17 protein-coding genes are annotated in these 15,728 nt (G+C 63.0%); 8 read left to right on the forward strand and 9 right to left on the reverse strand.

The features are described from left to right. The 3 genes from EN925_RS03685 to msrB all read left to right on the forward strand — a co-directional run. Positions 1–193 (forward strand): anti-sigma factor (locus tag EN925_RS03685; protein WP_206632787.1); only part of this gene is annotated, 193 nt, incomplete at its 5' end. Positions 194–414: 221 nt separating this feature from the next. After that, a complete protein-coding gene (locus EN925_RS03690; protein ID WP_127369973.1) occupies positions 415–972 on the forward strand; it encodes a fasciclin domain-containing protein in 558 nt (185 codons plus the stop codon). Positions 973–1,184: 212 nt separating this feature from the next. Continuing rightward, on the forward strand, positions 1,185–1,688 hold the full coding sequence (gene msrB / locus EN925_RS03695) for a peptide-methionine (R)-S-oxide reductase MsrB (protein WP_013528493.1): 504 nt from the start codon (positions 1,185–1,187) through the stop codon (positions 1,686–1,688). 171 nt (positions 1,689–1,859) lie between these two features. Here msrB and EN925_RS03700 read toward each other — a convergent pair whose 3' ends face one another. After that, a complete protein-coding gene (locus EN925_RS03700; protein ID WP_024502091.1) occupies positions 1,860–3,455 on the reverse strand; it encodes a DHA2 family efflux MFS transporter permease subunit in 1,596 nt (531 codons plus the stop codon). 22 nt (positions 3,456–3,477) lie between these two features. Continuing rightward, positions 3,478–4,677: an HlyD family secretion protein gene (locus EN925_RS03705; RefSeq protein WP_013528495.1), complete on the reverse strand. Its 1,200-nt coding sequence runs from the start codon at positions 4,675–4,677 to the stop codon at positions 3,478–3,480. A 132-nt stretch (positions 4,678–4,809) separates the two neighbouring features. Here EN925_RS03705 and EN925_RS03710 point away from each other — a divergent pair, with 132 nt between their 5' ends. After that, positions 4,810–5,544 (forward strand): TetR/AcrR family transcriptional regulator, encoded by a 735-nt coding sequence (locus tag EN925_RS03710; RefSeq protein WP_013528496.1) that lies wholly within the window; start codon positions 4,810–4,812, stop codon positions 5,542–5,544. A 91-nt stretch (positions 5,545–5,635) separates the two neighbouring features. Here EN925_RS03710 and yihA read toward each other — a convergent pair whose 3' ends face one another. The 3 genes from yihA to EN925_RS03725 form a co-directional block, all read right to left on the reverse strand. Then, a complete protein-coding gene (yihA, locus tag EN925_RS03715) occupies positions 5,636–6,295 on the reverse strand; it encodes a ribosome biogenesis GTP-binding protein YihA/YsxC (RefSeq protein ID WP_024502094.1) in 660 nt (219 codons plus the stop codon). After that, positions 6,292–6,930, reverse strand: coding sequence for a CatB-related O-acetyltransferase (locus EN925_RS03720; protein ID WP_027161114.1), 639 nt, complete (start codon positions 6,928–6,930; stop codon positions 6,292–6,294). The genes yihA and EN925_RS03720 overlap by 4 nt, the downstream gene beginning before the upstream one ends. A 124-nt stretch (positions 6,931–7,054) precedes the next feature. Continuing rightward, positions 7,055–7,345 (reverse strand): hypothetical protein, encoded by a 291-nt coding sequence (locus EN925_RS03725; RefSeq protein WP_245483243.1) that lies wholly within the window; start codon positions 7,343–7,345, stop codon positions 7,055–7,057. A 202-nt stretch (positions 7,346–7,547) separates the two neighbouring features. On the opposite strand from EN925_RS03725, the gene EN925_RS03730 reads away from it, so the two are divergent. From EN925_RS03730 to EN925_RS03740, 3 genes are read left to right on the forward strand one after another with little or no spacing between them, the layout of a single operon-like run. Continuing rightward, complete coding sequence (locus EN925_RS03730) at positions 7,548–8,012, forward strand: MarR family winged helix-turn-helix transcriptional regulator (protein ID WP_013528500.1); 465 nt, start codon at positions 7,548–7,550, stop codon at positions 8,010–8,012. After that, the gene (locus EN925_RS03735; protein ID WP_127369021.1) at positions 8,005–9,297 is read left to right on the forward strand and encodes an HlyD family secretion protein; all 1,293 of its coding nucleotides are present in this window, start codon (positions 8,005–8,007) and stop codon (positions 9,295–9,297) included. Before EN925_RS03730 ends, EN925_RS03735 begins: the two co-directional genes overlap by 8 nt. Beyond that, on the forward strand, positions 9,294–10,835 hold the full coding sequence (locus EN925_RS03740) for a DHA2 family efflux MFS transporter permease subunit (protein ID WP_127369020.1): 1,542 nt from the start codon (positions 9,294–9,296) through the stop codon (positions 10,833–10,835). The genes EN925_RS03735 and EN925_RS03740 overlap by 4 nt, the downstream gene beginning before the upstream one ends. 189 nt (positions 10,836–11,024) lie before the next feature. Here the strand turns inward: EN925_RS03740 and EN925_RS03745 are convergent, their stop codons facing one another. The 4 genes from EN925_RS03745 to rpmH form a co-directional block, all read right to left on the reverse strand. After that, positions 11,025–11,585: a fasciclin domain-containing protein gene (locus EN925_RS03745; RefSeq protein ID WP_063169715.1), complete on the reverse strand. Its 561-nt coding sequence runs from the start codon at positions 11,583–11,585 to the stop codon at positions 11,025–11,027. A gap of 177 nt (positions 11,586–11,762) precedes the next feature. Continuing rightward, on the reverse strand, positions 11,763–13,574 hold the full coding sequence (yidC, locus tag EN925_RS03750; RefSeq protein ID WP_128336347.1) for a membrane protein insertase YidC: 1,812 nt from the start codon (positions 13,572–13,574) through the stop codon (positions 11,763–11,765). A gap of 14 nt (positions 13,575–13,588) precedes the next feature. Then, positions 13,589–13,942 carry a ribonuclease P protein component gene (rnpA, locus tag EN925_RS03755; protein ID WP_013528505.1) on the reverse strand — a complete coding sequence of 118 codons (354 nt, stop codon included), beginning with the start codon at positions 13,940–13,942 and terminating at the stop codon, positions 13,589–13,591. Between the two features lie 16 nt (positions 13,943–13,958). Next, positions 13,959–14,093, reverse strand: coding sequence for a 50S ribosomal protein L34 (rpmH, locus tag EN925_RS03760; protein ID WP_008833937.1), 135 nt, complete (start codon positions 14,091–14,093; stop codon positions 13,959–13,961). Between the two features lie 278 nt (positions 14,094–14,371). On the opposite strand from rpmH, the gene EN925_RS03770 reads away from it, so the two are divergent. Continuing rightward, the coding region (locus EN925_RS03770; RefSeq protein WP_245487204.1) for a HAMP domain-containing sensor histidine kinase at positions 14,372–15,728 on the forward strand (1,357 nt) is incomplete at its 3' end.

Below are 15,728 nucleotides of genomic sequence, written 5' to 3' on the forward strand. Positions count from 1 at the left end.
GGGCAAAGCCCCGCCGTTCTCGATGGGCGTCATTCCGGCAGGTGCAACGGCGCATATTATCGTCTCGCCGGCGGCCCATCAGAAACTTGCCCAGGGCGCGGTGCTTGCCGTCAGCCTCGAGCCGTCGGGCGGTTCGCCGACCGGACAGCCGACCGGACCGGTGGTTGCCGCTGGCGACCTGAAGAGCATCTGACCGGCTCTTCACCTGAAAATCACAACAGACTATCATAAGTCTATCCTTCGCTGAACATGCCCGTAGACAGCATGTCGGCGGGCGGCCGATGGCTCGGGAAATCCCTCTGGCGCCATGGATAAAATCAAAAATCACAATATTTCTGAAACTCGGGCGAGTTTGTTCCGTATCTCCTCGCGTCCCCAAAAATGGGAAGAGAAAAACCCGAGGAGTTCGACATCATGCGTAGATACGCCACCCTTTTGCTCGCCGGTACGATCGCCGTTTCGGCCCTTGCCACCGCCGCCTACGCCGAAAACCCGATGGTTGGCGGCGCCGCCATGTATGCCAACAAGAACATCGTCGAGAACGCCGTGAACTCGAAGGATCACACCACCCTGGTCGCCGCCGTGAAGGCCGGCGGCCTTGTCGAGACGCTGCAGGGCGCCGGTCCGTTCACCGTGTTCGCGCCGACCAACGAAGCCTTCGCAGCCCTTCCGGCCGGTACGGTCGAGACGCTGCTCAAGCCAGAAAACAAGGACAAGCTCACCAAGATCCTGACCTGCCATGTCATCGGCGCCAAGGCGATGGGAGCAGATGTGGCCGCGATGGCCAAGGCTGACGGCGGCACCCACAAGGTCAAGACGGTCGGCGGCTGCGAATTGTCGCTCAAGGCCGACGGCGGCAAGGTCACGGTCACCGACGAGAACGGCAATGTCGCCAATGTGACGATCGCCGATGTCGAACAGTCCAATGGCGTCATCCACGTCATCGACAAGGTTCTTTTGCCCAAGATGTAACAAGGGGCTTGCTGCCGGCGAACTGACGGCAAGGACCCTCCGTCGATTGCACGATCCCGCTCCCGTGATCCGCAATTGGCCCGTGCACTTCGCGCCCGCCTGCATTCGGATGTGGGAGGGCGCGGAGTGTTCGTTCGAGGGGCTACCGTCACCGGCTTTTGATTTCCGCGCGGTGGTGTAGTTTGGCAAAAGGACATCAGGAGGAACTGGTCATGAACCGTCGCGACTTTCTTTTGAGCGGTGCCGCCGCCATCGGCGTGATCGGGGCCGCGGCAACGATGCTGCGCATGGGCGATCCGCAGGCAGCACAAGCGGCCGAGAGCTTCGAGGTCGTCAAGACCGACGCCGAGTGGAAAGCCATCCTGTCGCCGGCCGCCTTCGACGTGCTGCGCAAGGAAGGCACGGAGTACCCCGGCACCAGCCCGCTGCTCAACGAACACCGCAAGGGCATTTTCGCCTGTGCCGGCTGCGACCTGCCGGTCTATTCGTCGGAGACGAAATTCGATTCCGGCACCGGATGGCCGAGCTTCTGGCAAGAGATCCCCAAGGCGATCGGCACGACCGTGGACAGGTCGCTCGGCATGACGCGTACCGAGGCACATTGCCGCCGCTGCGGCGGCCATCTCGGCCATGTCTTCGACGACGGTCCGGCGCCGACCGGCCTGCGCCACTGCATCAACGGCGTCGCGCTGACCTTCAAACCGGCCACGGCCTGAGTCCATAGACTCGAATGCAAAAACTCCGGGCTTGCGGCCCGGAGTTTTTTACGCGGTCAGAGCTTTTCGGGCGTGGACTGGAGGAGCTTCCCGAAACCGCTGCCCACGTACCTTGTCTTGTCGCAATCTCCAAGGGAAAGCGCTGCGCACTTTTCCTGGAATTGCTCCGTATCAGTGCCCCCCACCGCCGCCGCCACCCGGTGCGGCCGGCTTGCGGATCAGCATGGTGAACAGGCCAAGCGTCGCAAACAGCACCGTCAGCATGAAGAACACGTCCATGAAGGACAGCAGCGCCGCCTGCTGCTGGACCATGCCAGACAACTTGGAGATCGCAGCGCTTGTGGCGTCGAGGCCGGGGGTCTGCTCGAAATTGCGGGTCATGTTCTGCAGCTTGGTCTGCGCGGCTTCACTGCCCCATTGCACATGCTCGGAGAGCCTTGCGTAGTGGAAGGCGTTGCGGTCGATCAGCACGGTGTTGATCAGCGCAAGGCCGACGGCACCGCCAAGGTTGCGGGTGAGATTGAACAGGCCGGACGCGTTCTTCAGCCGCTCGGGCGGCAAGGTGCCGAGCGCGATGTTGTTGATCGGAACCATGCACAGCATCATCGAACAGCCGCGCAGGATCTGCGGGATGAGCAGCTCATAGAAATCCCAGTCGGCGGTCAGATGCGTCATCCACCAGGTGCCGGTGGCGAAGCCGAAGAAGCCGATCATCATCATCAGGCGCGGGTCCATCTTGTTCGACAGGATGCCCGAGATCGGCGCGGTGAAGAACATCGCCAGGCCGCTGACGAACAGAGCCTCGCCGATCATCATCGAATCGTAGCCGCGGATGCGCCCGAGGAACACCGGGTAGAGATAGGTCAGGCCGTAGAGACCGATGCCGATGACGAACGAGAACAGCGAGCCGAAGGCGAAGTTGATGTTGGTGAAGGCCTTCAGGTCGACGATCGGCTCCTCGGCGGTGAACACGCGCCAGAAGAACAGCACCGCGCCGACGGTCATGACGACGGCGCAGATGAAGACGCCCTGGTCCTGCAGCCAGTCATTGTTGGGGCCTTCCTCGAGCACATATTCCATGCAGCCCAGGAAAGCCGCCATGCCGGCGAGGCCCCACCAGTCGAACTTGCTGAACAGCTTGAGGTTGGGCTTGTCGAAGTCGATCAGCGTCCAGGCCGCCGTTGTCACCAGGATGCCGGGCACGACGTTGACCAGGAACAGCCAATGCCAGGACATGGCATGGCTGATATAGCCACCGACGGTCGGGCCGATGGTCGGCGCCAGCGTCGCCACGAGGCCGATCATCGGCGAGACGACGGCGCGGCGCGAGGGCGGGAAGATGGTGAAGGCAGCGGCAAAGACGCTCGGTATCATGCCGCCGCCGATGAAGCCCTGGACGGCGCGGTAGACGATCATCTGGTCGATGTTGGTGGCGGTCGCCGCCAGCGCACTGGCCGCGGTGAAGCCTGCCGCCGAGATGGTGAACAGCACGCGCGTCGACAGCATCCGGCTGAGAAAGCCCGACAGCGGGATCATCACCACTTCGGCGATCAGGTAGGCGGTCTGCACCCACGGAATTTCGTCGGAGCTGGCGCTCAGGCCGGCCTGGATCTCCGACAGCGAGGCGGAGACGATCTGGATGTCGAGGATGGCCATGAACATGCCGAACACCATCGCCAGGAAGGCGATGACGCGCCGCGTCGAAATGGTGTCAGGCACAGCCGGCCTCGCCGGCGGCGCTCCTGCTGTCAGGGTTGCGGTTGCCATGGCATTGCTCCCCGGCCGCCGCTCAATTCGACGCTGCCACTGACGCCGACCCGGATGGGGCGGTGCGGCTGTCGACGGCGACGACGACGCTCAGGCCGGCGCGCAGCTTACCGCTCTTCAGCGCATCGGCCGGCACATCGATGCGGACCGGAACGCGCTGCACGACCTTGGTGAAGTTGCCGGTGGCGTTTTCGGGCGGCAGCAGCGAGAACACGGCACCCGAAGCCGGCGCCAGCGACGAAACGGTTCCCTCGAAGTCCTGGCCGTCGGTCGCATCGACCGAGATCCTGACCTTCTCGCCGGGAACCAGCCGGGCAAGTTGTGTCTCCTTGAAGTTGGCGACGATGTAGAGCTTGTCCATCGGCACGATGACGGCGAGCTTCTGGCCGGGGCTGACAAGGTCGCCCTGCTCGACCGAGCGGTTGCCGACGATGCCGTCATATGGCGCCTTGAGCACGGTGAAGGAAAGATCGCGCAGCGCCTTGTCATGGCTGAGCTGCAGGGACGCCAGCGTGCTCGCCGATTCCGCGCGCTGCGCCTGCAGCACGCCGATATTGGCTTGCGCGGCGGCGATCTGTGCGTCGGCGCCGACAAGGGCGGCATCGGCCTGCTGGACCGCGGTCTGGGCGTCGTCCAGCTGCGCCTGTGTGCCGACATGGGTCTTGAGCAGCTGCGAGGCGCGCGCCGCGACCTTGGCTGCGTTGTCGGCCGCGGCCTGGTCGGCGACCTTCTGCGCCTGGGCCTGCTGCAGCGAGGCGCGGGCCGCGTCGGTCTGGGCGTCGATACGGTCGAGCGTCTTGCTCAAGGTGGCGATCTGCGCCTCGGCCTGGGCGACGGCAATCTTGTAATCGCCGTCATCGACGACGAGCAGCGGATCGCCGGCCTTGACCAGCTGGTTCTCGCTGACCTTGACCTGATCGACATAGCCGGAAATCTTGGGCGAGATGAACGCCATGTCCGCCTGGACATAGGCATCGTCCGTCGAGATCATGAAGCGGCCCGTTGTCCAGTAGTCGTACCCATACCAGGCGCCGGCGCCCAACAAGGCAACACCGATGACCGGCAGCAGGAAGGAACGCACCGAACGCTTCTTCCTGGCCGGAGCCTCTGCCGGCGGCGACGAGACGGGCTGGACAGGTACTTCCGGTGCTTCCGTCGCCGGCGCAACCTTGGCGTTAGGGAAGGGACGGACTTCGGCAGTGGTCGGCGCGTTCGAGGACATGACATCTCTCTAAAGTTATAATATAATACTGAACCGTTCGGTTCGATCCGGCCGTTGACATAGCGCGTAAAGAGGACCATATCAAGGGCAATCGAACCGCTTGGTTCGAATTATTTTCGAGGTGTGACTTTCATGGCCGAGACCCCGCCCAATGTCGAAAACGAGTCGTGTGACGACCTGTTGGAAAGCTTGCGTCGTGGCCGCCCGGCCGCGGGGCAGGATCCGGCCAAGCGCAGCCAGATCATCGACGGCGCCCGTCGTGTCTTCATCGACAAGGGCTTCGAAGCCGCCTCGATGAACGACATCACCCGCGAGGCCGGTGTCTCCAAGGGTACGATCTACGTCTACTTCGCCAACAAGGAAGAGCTGTTCGAGGCGCTGATCGAGGAAGAGCGCGGCACCATCTTCAAGAACATGTATGACGTGCTGGACAATGCCGACAACCTGCGCGAGACGCTGGTGAAGTTCGGCAAGGTGCTGGCTCTCAAGATCACGTCGGCCAAGGTCGTCCAAGCGCAGCGCACGGTGATCGGGGCATCAGACCGGATCCCCGACATGGGCGCGCGTTTTTACGAGCGCGGTCCCAAGCGTGGCCACGACAAGGTCGCGGCCTTTCTCAATGCCGCCATCGAGCGCGACCTGCTGCGCATCGACGATGTCGATCTTGCCGCCTATCAGTTCACCGAACTGTGCCTGGCCGGTCTGTTCCGCCAGTGCATCTTCGCCTACCGCACCAAGGCCCCGACCCAGGACGAGATCGACCACATCGTCAGGTCAGGCGTCAGCATGTTCCTGAAGGCCTACGGCACCGAAAGGCTTGTGGCGGAAGAAGGCCATCAGACGATTGCTATCGAGGCCAAGCCCTAGCCAGACCATGCTCTAACTCTTTGTTTAGACGCAATTCTGGACGGAAAACCGCTTCACACTTTTCCTAGAATTGCTCTAAGGTGCGGATGCTTTAGCCGCCATTGGCGGCAAGCACGATGGCTGCCTGCAATTCCTGAAGGCCCTCGGCCTTTTCAGAAGAGGTGGCCAGCACGAACGGGAACGCCGCCGGCCGCTTCTTGATCTTTGCCAGCGTCTCCTCGATCAGCCTCGGCACGCCGGCAGTCTTGATCTTGTCGGTCTTGGTCAGCACGATCTGGTAGGACACCGCCGCCTTGTCGAGCAGCGACAGCACTTCGTCGTCCTTGGCCTTGATGCCATGACGGGCGTCGATCAGCACATAGACGCGTTTCAGCGTGACCCGGCCCTTGAGGTAATCGAAGACCAGCTTGGTCCACTCGTCGACCTTCTCCTTCGGCGCGGTGGCGTAGCCGTAGCCGGGCATGTCGACCAGCGCCAAGGGCGGCAGGTCGGCGCCCTCGCCCGAAAATCCATCCGGCACGAAATAGTTGAGCTCCTGCGTGCGCCCCGGCGTGTTGGAAGTGCGCGCCAGCCCCTTCTGGTTGACCAGCGCATTGATCAGCGACGACTTGCCGACATTCGAGCGGCCGGCAAAGGCGATTTCCGGCGGCCCTTCCGGTGGCAGGAACTTCATCGCCGGCACGCCGCGGATGAAGATCCACCCTCGCGTAAACAGTTCGGTGCCGATTATGCTGCTGTTCAGAGCGTTCAAGCTGCTGCCTCCAGAAGAGAAATATTGGCACCCCGGATAGCATCGAGGTTGCGGCTGACCTTGTCTACCGGCCAGTCCCACCACGCCACCGCCAGTAGCCGCCTGATTGTCCGGTCGTCGAAACGCATCTTTACCACCTTGGCCGCGTTGCCGGCGACGATCGCATAGGGCGGCACGTCGTGCGTCACCACTGATTTCGCAGCGACGATGGCGCCGTGGCCGATTTCCACCCCGGGCAGGATCACCGCCTCCATCCCGATCCAGACGTCGTTGCCGACGATGGTGTCGCCGCGCACCTCCTTCGACCAGGTCGCCGGGTCAAAACCCTTTTCCCAGCCATGGCCGAAAATATTGAACGGATAGGTCGAAAAGCCGGACATGGCGTGGTTGGCGCCGTTCATGATGAAGCGCGCGCCCTCGGCGATGGCGCAGAACCTGCCGATGATCAGCTTGTCGCCTATGAACGGATAGTGATGCAGGACGCATTTCTCGGCAAATTTGTCCGGCCCGTCGGGGTCGTCATAATAGGTGAAGTCGCCGATCTCGATGTTCGGCGCGTTCACCAGTCCCTTGAGGAAGCCGACGCGGGTATGCATCGGGATCGGGTGCTTGATGTCTGGGTTGGGTCCGTCCATGTCGAAATCCGTCAGAGAAATGGCCGCCAGGTGCATCCGAAACTCGAATGCGCCCGTTCAAAATAGCGTGATCCGCCCTATAGCACCAATCGGGCGACGAGCGAGCTTTCCTTGACGGCCTTGCTCATTTGCTGCCGCGGCAAATCACGATCGGATCGGACAGCGCACTGTCGAAACCGCTGCCCTGATAGACGGTGACATTCGTGGCGCCGGGCGGCAGCATGAAGCTGCCTTCGACGATTTTCTGGTCGCCGGCCGGCATGTGGAGAGCCCAGCTATAGGTGCAAAACTGAGGCGGCGCCTGGGGTTCGACGTGGCTGCAGTTCAATTGCGCGCCACCCAGCATGGCGGCGCCGCCGCAACTGACGGCGCCCTTTGCGAGCGCAATGCCCGGCCATCCCGCAATGGCCGCCACGGTCGCGATCTTCAGCCAATTCATCGTCGTATCCTTGCCCGGCAACAGCCCGCTACCTGAGCCTTTGGGTGGGTCGCAGCCCATGCGTCATTTTTTCCAGGCGGGCTTAGTCCGTCTTGCGCACCGCGTCCAGCAAGATTATGTGCATGATGATAATAAGCATGCTCACTAACAGTCGCGCCGAAAAACTCCAGTACCTCCCATGCCATCGTCACCCAACATCAGCTTCGTGCTGCACGATGTCGCGCGCCTGCTTCGAAAGCGGTTCGAGCAGAGGTCGCGGGCATCGGGGCTGACCCGCGCCCAGTGGCAGGTGCTGGCCTATCTCAGCCTGCATGAAGGCATCCACCAGAACAAACTGGCGGACCTGATCGAGATCACGCCGATCACGCTCGCCCGGCTGCTCGACAAGATGGAAGCAAGCGGCTTCATCGAGCGCCGGCCCGATCCCGCTGACCGCCGGGCATGGCTGCTGTACCTGAAGCCGCAAGCCCATCCGCTGATCGAAATCATGCGCGGCAATGGGCGGAAGACGCGTGACGAGGCCTTTGTCGGCCTTTCCGCGGATGCGCAACTGCATCTGCTGCAAACCCTATCCCTCATCAAATCCAATCTGCTCGCGGCTTGCGCCCAGCCTGCCGCCGACCGGGAGAAAACACATGGCTGAATCAACCTCACCAAAGAAGCCTGTCGAAGAAGACGGATCCGCCGCCGACCGGGCGCGCGACCAGGTCATCCGGCTGGACAGCGAACGCGAGCAAAGGCGAGCCAGCACCGTCATCGACAATGACGAGCTCGAAGCACCGGTCGCCCTGGAGCCGGCGGCGCTCGAGGCTCCGTCCAAGGAGCCACGCCAGGCCGGGGTTGCGGTGGCGCCTCCGGCGCCGGTCAAGCCCAAGCGCGGCCGGGCACGGCCGATCCTGTTTGCCCTGCTTCCGTTCGCGCTGGTCGTCGGCGGCTATTACTACGTCATCGGCGGCCAGGTCATGACGACCGACAATGCCTACATCCAGGCGCAGTCGCTCGGCGTTTCCACCGATGTCTCCGGCACTGTGTCCGAGATCGACGTGCACGAGAACGAGGCGGTGAAGAAGGACCAGGTGCTTTTCCGGTTGCGGCCGGCCTCTTTCGAAACCGCTCTTGCCGCCGCCCAGGCACAGCTCGGCACAGTGCGCAACCAGGTGCTGACCTTGCAGGCGAGCTACCAGCAGTCGCAGGCGCTGATCGAGCAGGCGCAGGCCGACATCCCCTACTACGAGGCCGCTTTCCAACGCCAGCAGGATCTGCTCAAGACCTCCACCTCCTCCAAGGCGACCTTCGACAGCGCCCAGCACGACCTCGTCGCCGCCCGCCAGAAAGTGTCCGTTGCCCAAGCGCAGGCACAGGCGACACTTGCCCAGCTCGGCGGCGACGCCAGCCAGCCGGTGGAGAAGAACCCGTTCTATCTCCAGGCGCAGTCGGCGGTGGACGACGCCCAGCGCAACCTTGCCGATTCCATCGTCAAGGCGCCATTCGACGGCATCGTCACCAATGTCGACGCGCTTCAGGTCGGCAAGTACCTGCCGGCTTCGCAGCCGGCGTTCAGCCTGATTTCGGCGACCGAGCTGTGGATCGCGGCGGAGCCTAAGGAAACCGAACTGACCTATGTGCGGCCGGGACAGACGGCGACGATCAGCGTCGACAGCTATCCCGGTGCCGTCTGGCACGGCAGGGTCGCCTCGATCAGCCCGGCGTCGTCGTCGAGCTTCTCGCTGCTTCCGGCGCAGAACACCACCGGCAACTGGGTCAAGGTCGTGCAACGCATTCCGATGCGCGTGACGGTGGACGATCTCCAGGGCAAGCCGCCGCTGCGCGGCGGGATGAGCGTCGTGGTCGGCATCGATACCGGCCATGCGCGCGGCCTGCCGGACTTCGTGACGGACCTCCTCGGTCGGTTCGGACAAAAGTCATGACCGGCGCGTCCGCGACAGGTGGCGTGGTCGCCAATCGCGGCGCCATCACCGCCTGCGTAATCCTGGCCGTGATCATGCAGGCGCTGGATACCACCATCGCCAATGTGGCGCTGCCCTATATCCAGGGCAGCGTTTCGGCCAGCGCCGACCAGATAAACTGGGTGCTGACGTCCTACATCGTCGCGGCAGCCGTCATGACGCCGCCTTCGGGCTATCTTGCCAATCGCTTCGGCCGCAAGCGCATCCTGCTGATCTCGATCACCGGCTTCGTCGTCGCGTCGGTGCTGTGCGGCTTCGCGCAGTCGCTGCCGCAGATCGTCGGCTTCCGCCTGCTGCAAGGCCTGTTCGGCGCAGCCCTGGTGCCGCTGGCGCAGAGCATCCTGCTCGACATCTACAGCGTCGAGGAGCGCGGCTCGGCGATGGCGCTGTTCGGCGTTTCGGTGATGGTCGGGCCGGTGCTCGGGCCGGTCATCGGCGGCTGGCTGACCGAGAATGTCAGCTGGCGCTGGGTGTTCTACATCAATGTTCCGATCGGGGCCCTGGCTTTCGCCGGCGTCTCGATGTTCGTCCAGGAAACCAAGACGGACCTCAAGGCCAGGCTGGACTGGCTGGGCTTCGGCATGCTCAGCGTCACCATCGCGTCGCTGCAGATGTTCCTCGATCGCGGCGAGCAGCTCAACTGGTTCTCGTCGTCCGAGATCATCGTCGAGGCGCTGATCTGCGCGTCGGCCTTCTACGTCTTCCTCGTCCACACCTTCACCGCCAAAAACACCTTCGTGAACCCGCGGCTGTTCCTCGACAGGAATTTCGCCGTCGGCATGATCTTCATCTTCATCATCGGCATCACCTATCTGGCCTCGCTTGCCCTGATGACGCCCTATCTGCAGACGCTGATGGGCTATCCGGTGGTGACGGCCGGCATCGTCATGGGGCCGCGCGGTCTCGGCACCATGGCTTGCATGTTCCTGGTCGGCAGGCTGATCGGCAAGGTGGACACACGCTGGCTGCTTCTAACCGGCCTGCTGGTCACCGCCTGGGCGATGTACGACATGACCGGCTGGACGCCTGACGTCTCGCAATGGACGATCATCAGCACCGGCTTCATCCAGGGCGCGGGCCTGGGTTTCCTGTTCGTGCCGCTGACCACCATCACCTTCGCCACGCTGGCGCCGGAGCGGCGCGCGGAAGGCACAGGCCTTTACAATCTGTCACGAAACATCGGCTCCAGCGTCGGCATCTCGGTGGTCACCGCGCTGTTGACGCAGAACGTGCAGATCAACCACGCCAACATCGCCACCTATGTGACACCCTACAACCAGGCGTTCAGCAATCCGGCGATCTTCCAGGCAATGGATCCCTACAGCGCCGCGGGCCGCGCCGCGCTCGACGGCGTGGTCACGCTGCAGGCCACGATCATCAGCTATATGAACGACTTCAAGCTGATGATGATCCTGTCGCTTGCCGCCATTCCGCTGGTTCTGTTGCTGCGCAAGCCGGCGACTCCGGCCAAGATCGACCACAGCGCCGTGATGGAGTGACGACGCTCGAAACTTATCCGGCTGCACAGGCAACAGCCAAAAAGAAACCGGGGTCCTGTGAGGGACAGGACCCCGGCCAATGCCGATACGACTTCCCAAGAAACATGGCACCTCGTCATGAGGCGGGGATGGCAGGCCCGAGAAAGCCCCAACGGACCTGCCTTGATCCCCTTTGCCGGAAGCCGTTCGTTACTTCGGCAACAGCACCTTGTTGACGACATGGATGACGCCGTTCGACTGGTTGACGTCGGCGATCGTCACTCGCGCCTCGCCGCCTGACTCATCCATGATGTAGAGCTTGCCCTTCTTGACTTCGGCGGTCAGCGTGTCACCGGAGACGGTCTTCATCTCGTATTTGCCGCCCATCGCCTTGGCCTTCTTCATCATCTCGGCGCCCGAAATCTTGCCGGCCACGACATGCGCGGTCAGCACCTTGGTGAGCTTGCCCTTGTTCTCCGGCTTCAGCAGCGTGTCGACGGTGCCCTTGGGCAGTTTCGCAAACGCCGCGTTGGTCGGGGCAAAGACTGTGAACGGGCCAGCGCCCTGCAGCGTGTCGACCAGGCCGGCGGCCTTGACCGCGGCGACCAGCGTCGTGTGGTCCTTCGAATTGACGGCGTTCTCGACGATGTTCTTGGTTGTGTACATCGGCGCGCCGCCGACATTCGGGTTCTTGGCATAGGCGGGCGCGGCAATCGCCACGCCGGCGACGAGTGCGGAAAGGGCGATGATCCTGAATGACGGCAAGCGCATGTGGTCTTCCTCCGTGTGAGGGCTGATCGGAATTGATAGCCTTTGGAAACGCACAGGCAGTCACGCCGCCGAGGGGGCGCAAGTTTCGCCGATCACGGGAACGTGATGCCGGAGCTGCTTAAACGAAAAGCCCCGCGCGAGGCGGGGCTTTGAAGGCTGGAGAAAGCGCTGCGCCTTCTATTCGGCCGGTGATGGTTTCTTTCGGAACAGCGCGACCAGATTGTCCCACCGCTCGATCTTGGCACCCTGGCGCTTCATGATGATGCCCTGCTGGAGGATCGACAGCGTGTTGTTCCAGGCCCAGTAGATGACCAGGCCGGCCGGGAAACCCGCCATCATGAAGGTGAAGATGACAGGCATCCAGGTGAAGATCGCAGCCTGCGTCGGATCCGGCGGCGTCGGGTTCATGCGCATCTGCAGGAACATGGTGACGCCCATGATCAGCGGCCAGACGCCGATCATCAGCATGTGCGGCAGGGTGACCGGGATCAGGCCGAACAGGTTGAACAGCGACGTCGGATCGGGCGCGGCCAGATCCTGGATCCAGCCGAAGAACGGCGCGTGCCGCATTTCGATGGTGATGTAGAGCACCTTGTAAAGCGAGAAGAAGACCGGGATCTGCAGTGCCACCGGCCAGCAGCCGGCAAGCGGGTTGATCTTCTCGGTCTTGTACAGCTCCATCATCGCCTGCTGCTGCTTCATCTTGTCGTCCGCGTATTTCTCGCGGATCTCGAGCATTTTCGGCTGCACCTTCTTCATGTTCGCCATCGACGCGTACGACTTGTTGGCGAGCGGATAGAAGATGGCCTTGACGATGACGGTGGTGGCGAGAATGGCCAGGCCGAAATTGCCGAAGAATTTGTAGAGCGTGTCGATCAGCCAGAACATCGGCTTGGTGATGAAGTGGAACCAGCCCCAGTCGATCAAAAGGTCGAACCGCTTGATATGACGGTCTTCCGCATAGGCGTTGATCTTGCCGACTTCCTTGGCGCCCGCGAAGATCTCGCTCTCCACCGTCGCCGACTGGCCGGCATCGACGGTGATCGGGTCGGTGAGGAAGTCGGACTGGTAGCGATGGCGGCCGTCCTCGAAATAGGCATAGCGCGGCTGGAACGGCTGCTTCTCGGTCGGCACCAGCGTCACCGCCCAGTATTTGTCGGTGATGCCGAGCCAGCCGTCGGTCGACTTGCCCGGCGTGAACTGCTTGTCCTTCTCGATGGACGCGTATTTGTGTTCCTGCAGGCCTTCCGTGCCGGTGAAGCCGATCAGGCCCTCATGCAGCACATAGGTGCTGGCAACGAGCGGCTTGTCGAAGCGGGTGACGCGGCCGTAATTGGACAGCGAGACGGCGGCCGTGCCGGCATTCTGCACCGTGTCGGACACCGTGAACATGTAGTTGGTGTCGACGGAAAAGGTGCGCTTGAAGGTCAGGCCCTTGTCGTTCGAATAGGTCAGCGTGACCGGGGTCGTCGGCGTCAGTGTCGCATTGCCGTCGATAGCCCACACTGTTTCGGGACCGGGCACCGCGCCGGTCTTGTCGTTGCCGACGAAGCCGATCTCGGCATAGTAGCCATTGGGCAGTGCCGCCGGGTTGAGCAGGCTGATCTCGGGCGAGTTCTTGTCGACCGTCTCGGTGTAGTGCTTGAGCTTGAGGTCGTCGAGACGGGCACCGGTCAGGTTGATCGAACCCTCAAGGCTCGGCGTGTCGATCTTCGCGCGGGTCGTCGTGGCGAGCGCCTGTTCGCGGCCGGCCGGCGTCACGGCATCGGTGCCGGGTGCGTTGGGAATGGCGCCAGGGGCGGCGGGCGTTCCGGTGTCGGTACCGGGATTGGTGCCGGCGGCCTTCTTCTGCTCCTCGACGCGCTGCTGTTCGACGCGGGCGGCCTCGCGCTGCGCTTCGCTGCGCGGCAACACATAAAAATATTGCCATACCGCCAGGATCAGCACCGACAGCGCGATGGTGATGAAGAAGTTCCGGTTGTTTTCCATCGAAAGCCCTTGGCCTATCGTGTTCCGCGCAGTCGGCGGGAGAGTTCGGCCTTCAACTGGCCGAACGGAGTGGTAAGCACGTCTTCGCGCCCGACGATGACATAGTCATTGCCAGGCGCCATGTCACTTGCGGCGTGCGTACGGACGGCTTCTCGCAGCCGCCGCCGGACGCGGTTGCGGACAACCGCATTGCCGACCTTCTTGGTGACGGTGTAGCCGACGCGCGGCGACAGGCCGTCGCCGCGGTCGAGAACTTCGACGAGAAAAAGCCGCCCGCGTCGTTTTTCACCACGACGGACAGCCAGGAATTCCGCGCGCTTCAGAAGCCGCTTGGGATTTGGTCCCACTGGCTTGCCGGATGCGGGCAACGATCTCGTCTTCCGTTCAGGCGCTGAGCCGCTTGCGACCGCGGTTGCGGCGAGCTGCGACGACGCCGCGACCACCCTTGGTGGCCATGCGGGCACGAAAGCCGTGCCGACGTTTGCGGACGAGTTTGGACGGTTGGTAGGTACGCTTCATTTGTTTTAATACCGCGGGGTGCGGCCCTTCTTGATTCTGTCACTGTGTAACAGGAGCTTTGCCGGGCCGGCTTTGGCGCGATCGAAACCGCGCCGGGACGAATGGCCCGAGCGTGTGCGGGCTTATAGAAAGAAGGCTTTTGGAAGTCAATCCGGAGTCGTCGGGCCGAAAGCTTCGCCATTCAGGCCGGTTTATGTTTGCGACCAAGGATGAAATTGGCAAAAAAGCCGTAATCGCCTAATCTGCGTTGATCAAGTGATCGTGAAGACATTAGCCGCATGAGCGAAACCATACAGGCACAGGAAGGGATCGGCACGGCGGGGTCCACCGAGGCGCCGGCCAGCGTGCGCACGGTGCCGCTGTCGCGCGGCCTGTCGACCAAGCTGCTGCTGCTGACCATCGTCTTCGTGCTGCTGGCCGAAGTGCTGATCTTCCTGCCCTGGATCGCGAGCTACCGGCTGAACTGGCTGAAGGAGCGGCTGAGCACGGCGGCGGCGGTGTCGATCGTGCTGGTGCAGGGTGAACCCACCTCGCTGTCGCGCACGGCGCAGAACGACGTGCTGATGGCGATCGGCGCCAAGGCGATCGCGGTGCGCGACGGAGGCGTCTCGCGGCTGCTGGTGGTGGCCGAAATGCCGCCGAAGGTCGACGAACACATCGATATCGCCTCGATCGGCATGATCAAGGGCATGACCGGTGCGCTCGACACGTTGTTTTTCGGCGGCGACCGTATGCTGCGCGTCTTCGGTCCGGTCGGCGACTCGGACAAGGAGTTCGAGCTGATCATGCCCGACAACAGCCTGCGCAACGCGATGCTGCGCTATTCGCGCAACGTCGCCTTCGTCTCGCTGCTGATCTCGCTGTTCACCGCCATGCTGGTCTACGCCGCCATCGACCTGATCATGATCGGACCGATCCGGACGATGACGCGCTCGATGCTATCTTTCTCCGAAGCCCCTGACGATCCCGGGCGGATCATCCATCCGGCTGCCCGCGCCGACGAGATCGGCGTTGCCGAGCGCGAGCTGTCGCAGATGCAGGAACGGCTGCAAAAAATGCTCTCCGAGCAGAAGCATCTTGCCGATCTCGGCCTGGCGGTTTCCAAGATCAACCATGACATGCGCAACATCCTGGCTTCCGCGCAGCTGATGTCGGACCGCTTGCGTCAGGTCAAGGATCCGACGGTGCAGGCCTTCGCGCCGAAACTGCTGCGCGCGCTCGACCGCGCCGTGTCTTATTCCGAAGGCGTGCTTCACTACGGCCGCACGCAGGAGCCGCCGCCGGCGCGCCGACGCCTGAGGCTGCGGCAACTGGTCGAGGACGTGCACGGCCTGCTGGACATCGAGCAAGGCATCGAGTTCGTCAATTCGGTCGAGCCGGCCTTCGAGGTCGATGCCGATTCCGACCAGTTGTTCAGGGTGCTGACCAATCTGTGCCGGAATTCCGTGCAGGCGATGGCGGCCGACAGTGAAAGCGCCCTGGTGCGCCGCCTGGCGGTGTCGGCCGTGCGCCTGGGCAGCGTCAGCCGCATCGCCGTCAGCGACACCGGCCCCGGCCTGCCGCCCAAGGCGCGCGAAAACCTGTTCGCGGCCTTTCGCGGCTCGGCGCGCAGCGGCGGCACCGGCCTTGGCCTGG

The organism is Mesorhizobium sp. M7A.F.Ca.US.006.04.2.1 (genome assembly GCF_004022915.1).
In the GTDB taxonomy this organism is placed as follows: Bacteria; Pseudomonadota; Alphaproteobacteria; order Rhizobiales; family Rhizobiaceae; genus Mesorhizobium; species Mesorhizobium ciceri.